The sequence below is a fragment of the Parendozoicomonas verongulae genome (assembly GCF_009711465.1).
GTDB classification, from domain to species: domain Bacteria; phylum Pseudomonadota; class Gammaproteobacteria; order Pseudomonadales; family Endozoicomonadaceae; genus Sansalvadorimonas; species Sansalvadorimonas verongulae.
In genome coordinates, this window is sequence record NZ_SMME01000469.1 from 1 (window position 1) to 977 (window position 977).

Consider the following 977-nt stretch of genomic DNA (forward strand, 5'->3'; position numbering starts at 1 on the left):
AATGTTGTAAATCCGTCTCCTACAAACCCCTCGGATGGGTTAAGGAAAACCTCTGCCAATGAGGTTCTTGCCAGAAATGAAATCCACGCTCTGAAAGATATTTTTTTTAGCAAAGAGTTAACTGTTGAAGTCCGTGTTACACCAGAGAAAATGATGACTAAAGTAATTATCACACACTTTGACGGTATACGGGATACTGCTGAACGGCATTCTGAAATGAGAGACTATCAGGAATATCAAGAAAAGGCTCGTGGCATTCTTGGGCTTAATGTGTTGAGAGCTCATCGTCTGATGGAAAAACCTCCTGAATCCCTTACAGCTATGAATTCGGTATTCAGCCCACATGGGATTCTAAAGCTCACCTTATCGAAAGAAGATAAATACCAGCATGTGGCGAATACGTGTCATGACCCCATATGCCCACAACTAGGGCCATCCTATGAATTCCAAAAAGACAGGTTATTTATTTGCATCGGCCATCATTACTGCGCTCACCATGAAAAAGTCACCGTAGGATACAGACCCCTTTTATTTTCCTATATACCGGAATCTAACGCAAAACTTGTCCGGCCTGTTTTCATTTTTATCAAAAACCTCATAAACATACTTGGTACAGTTGCTTCAAACCCTCTCCTCAAAGCCGAGCACGAACAGAAAAGAAGCTTTGTGGATCTCAATGAAGTTCATGCTTTAGATGGCGCCGCAGCATTTTTGGAAGCGTCTGGTTTTCATAAACTAATGAGTGTTGAAGGCTTTGAAGCTTACTCTCCTCCTCGAGACAGTTCGATGAAAGCGAATATGCAAAGTCATGATGCGCTGGATGCTTTAGTCATTGGCGCCTCTAAAATGTCGATGACCTCTCCAGCAAAGGACATCACTTCATCAGTATCTGTTCGTTCTACACATCAGGAAGGGGAAGCCACCCCCGACGGGTTAAAGCCTGTGCAGCCTACGCTGGAACCTCAGCCCTTTCCTAC

Annotated in this window: 1 protein-coding gene; it reads left to right on the forward strand. The window is 43.7% G+C overall.

Annotated features, from left to right (window positions below; genetic code table 11):
* Nucleotides 1–977, forward strand: a 977-nt coding sequence (locus E1189_RS22590) for a hypothetical protein (protein WP_196220920.1), incomplete at both ends; no start/stop codon positions are given.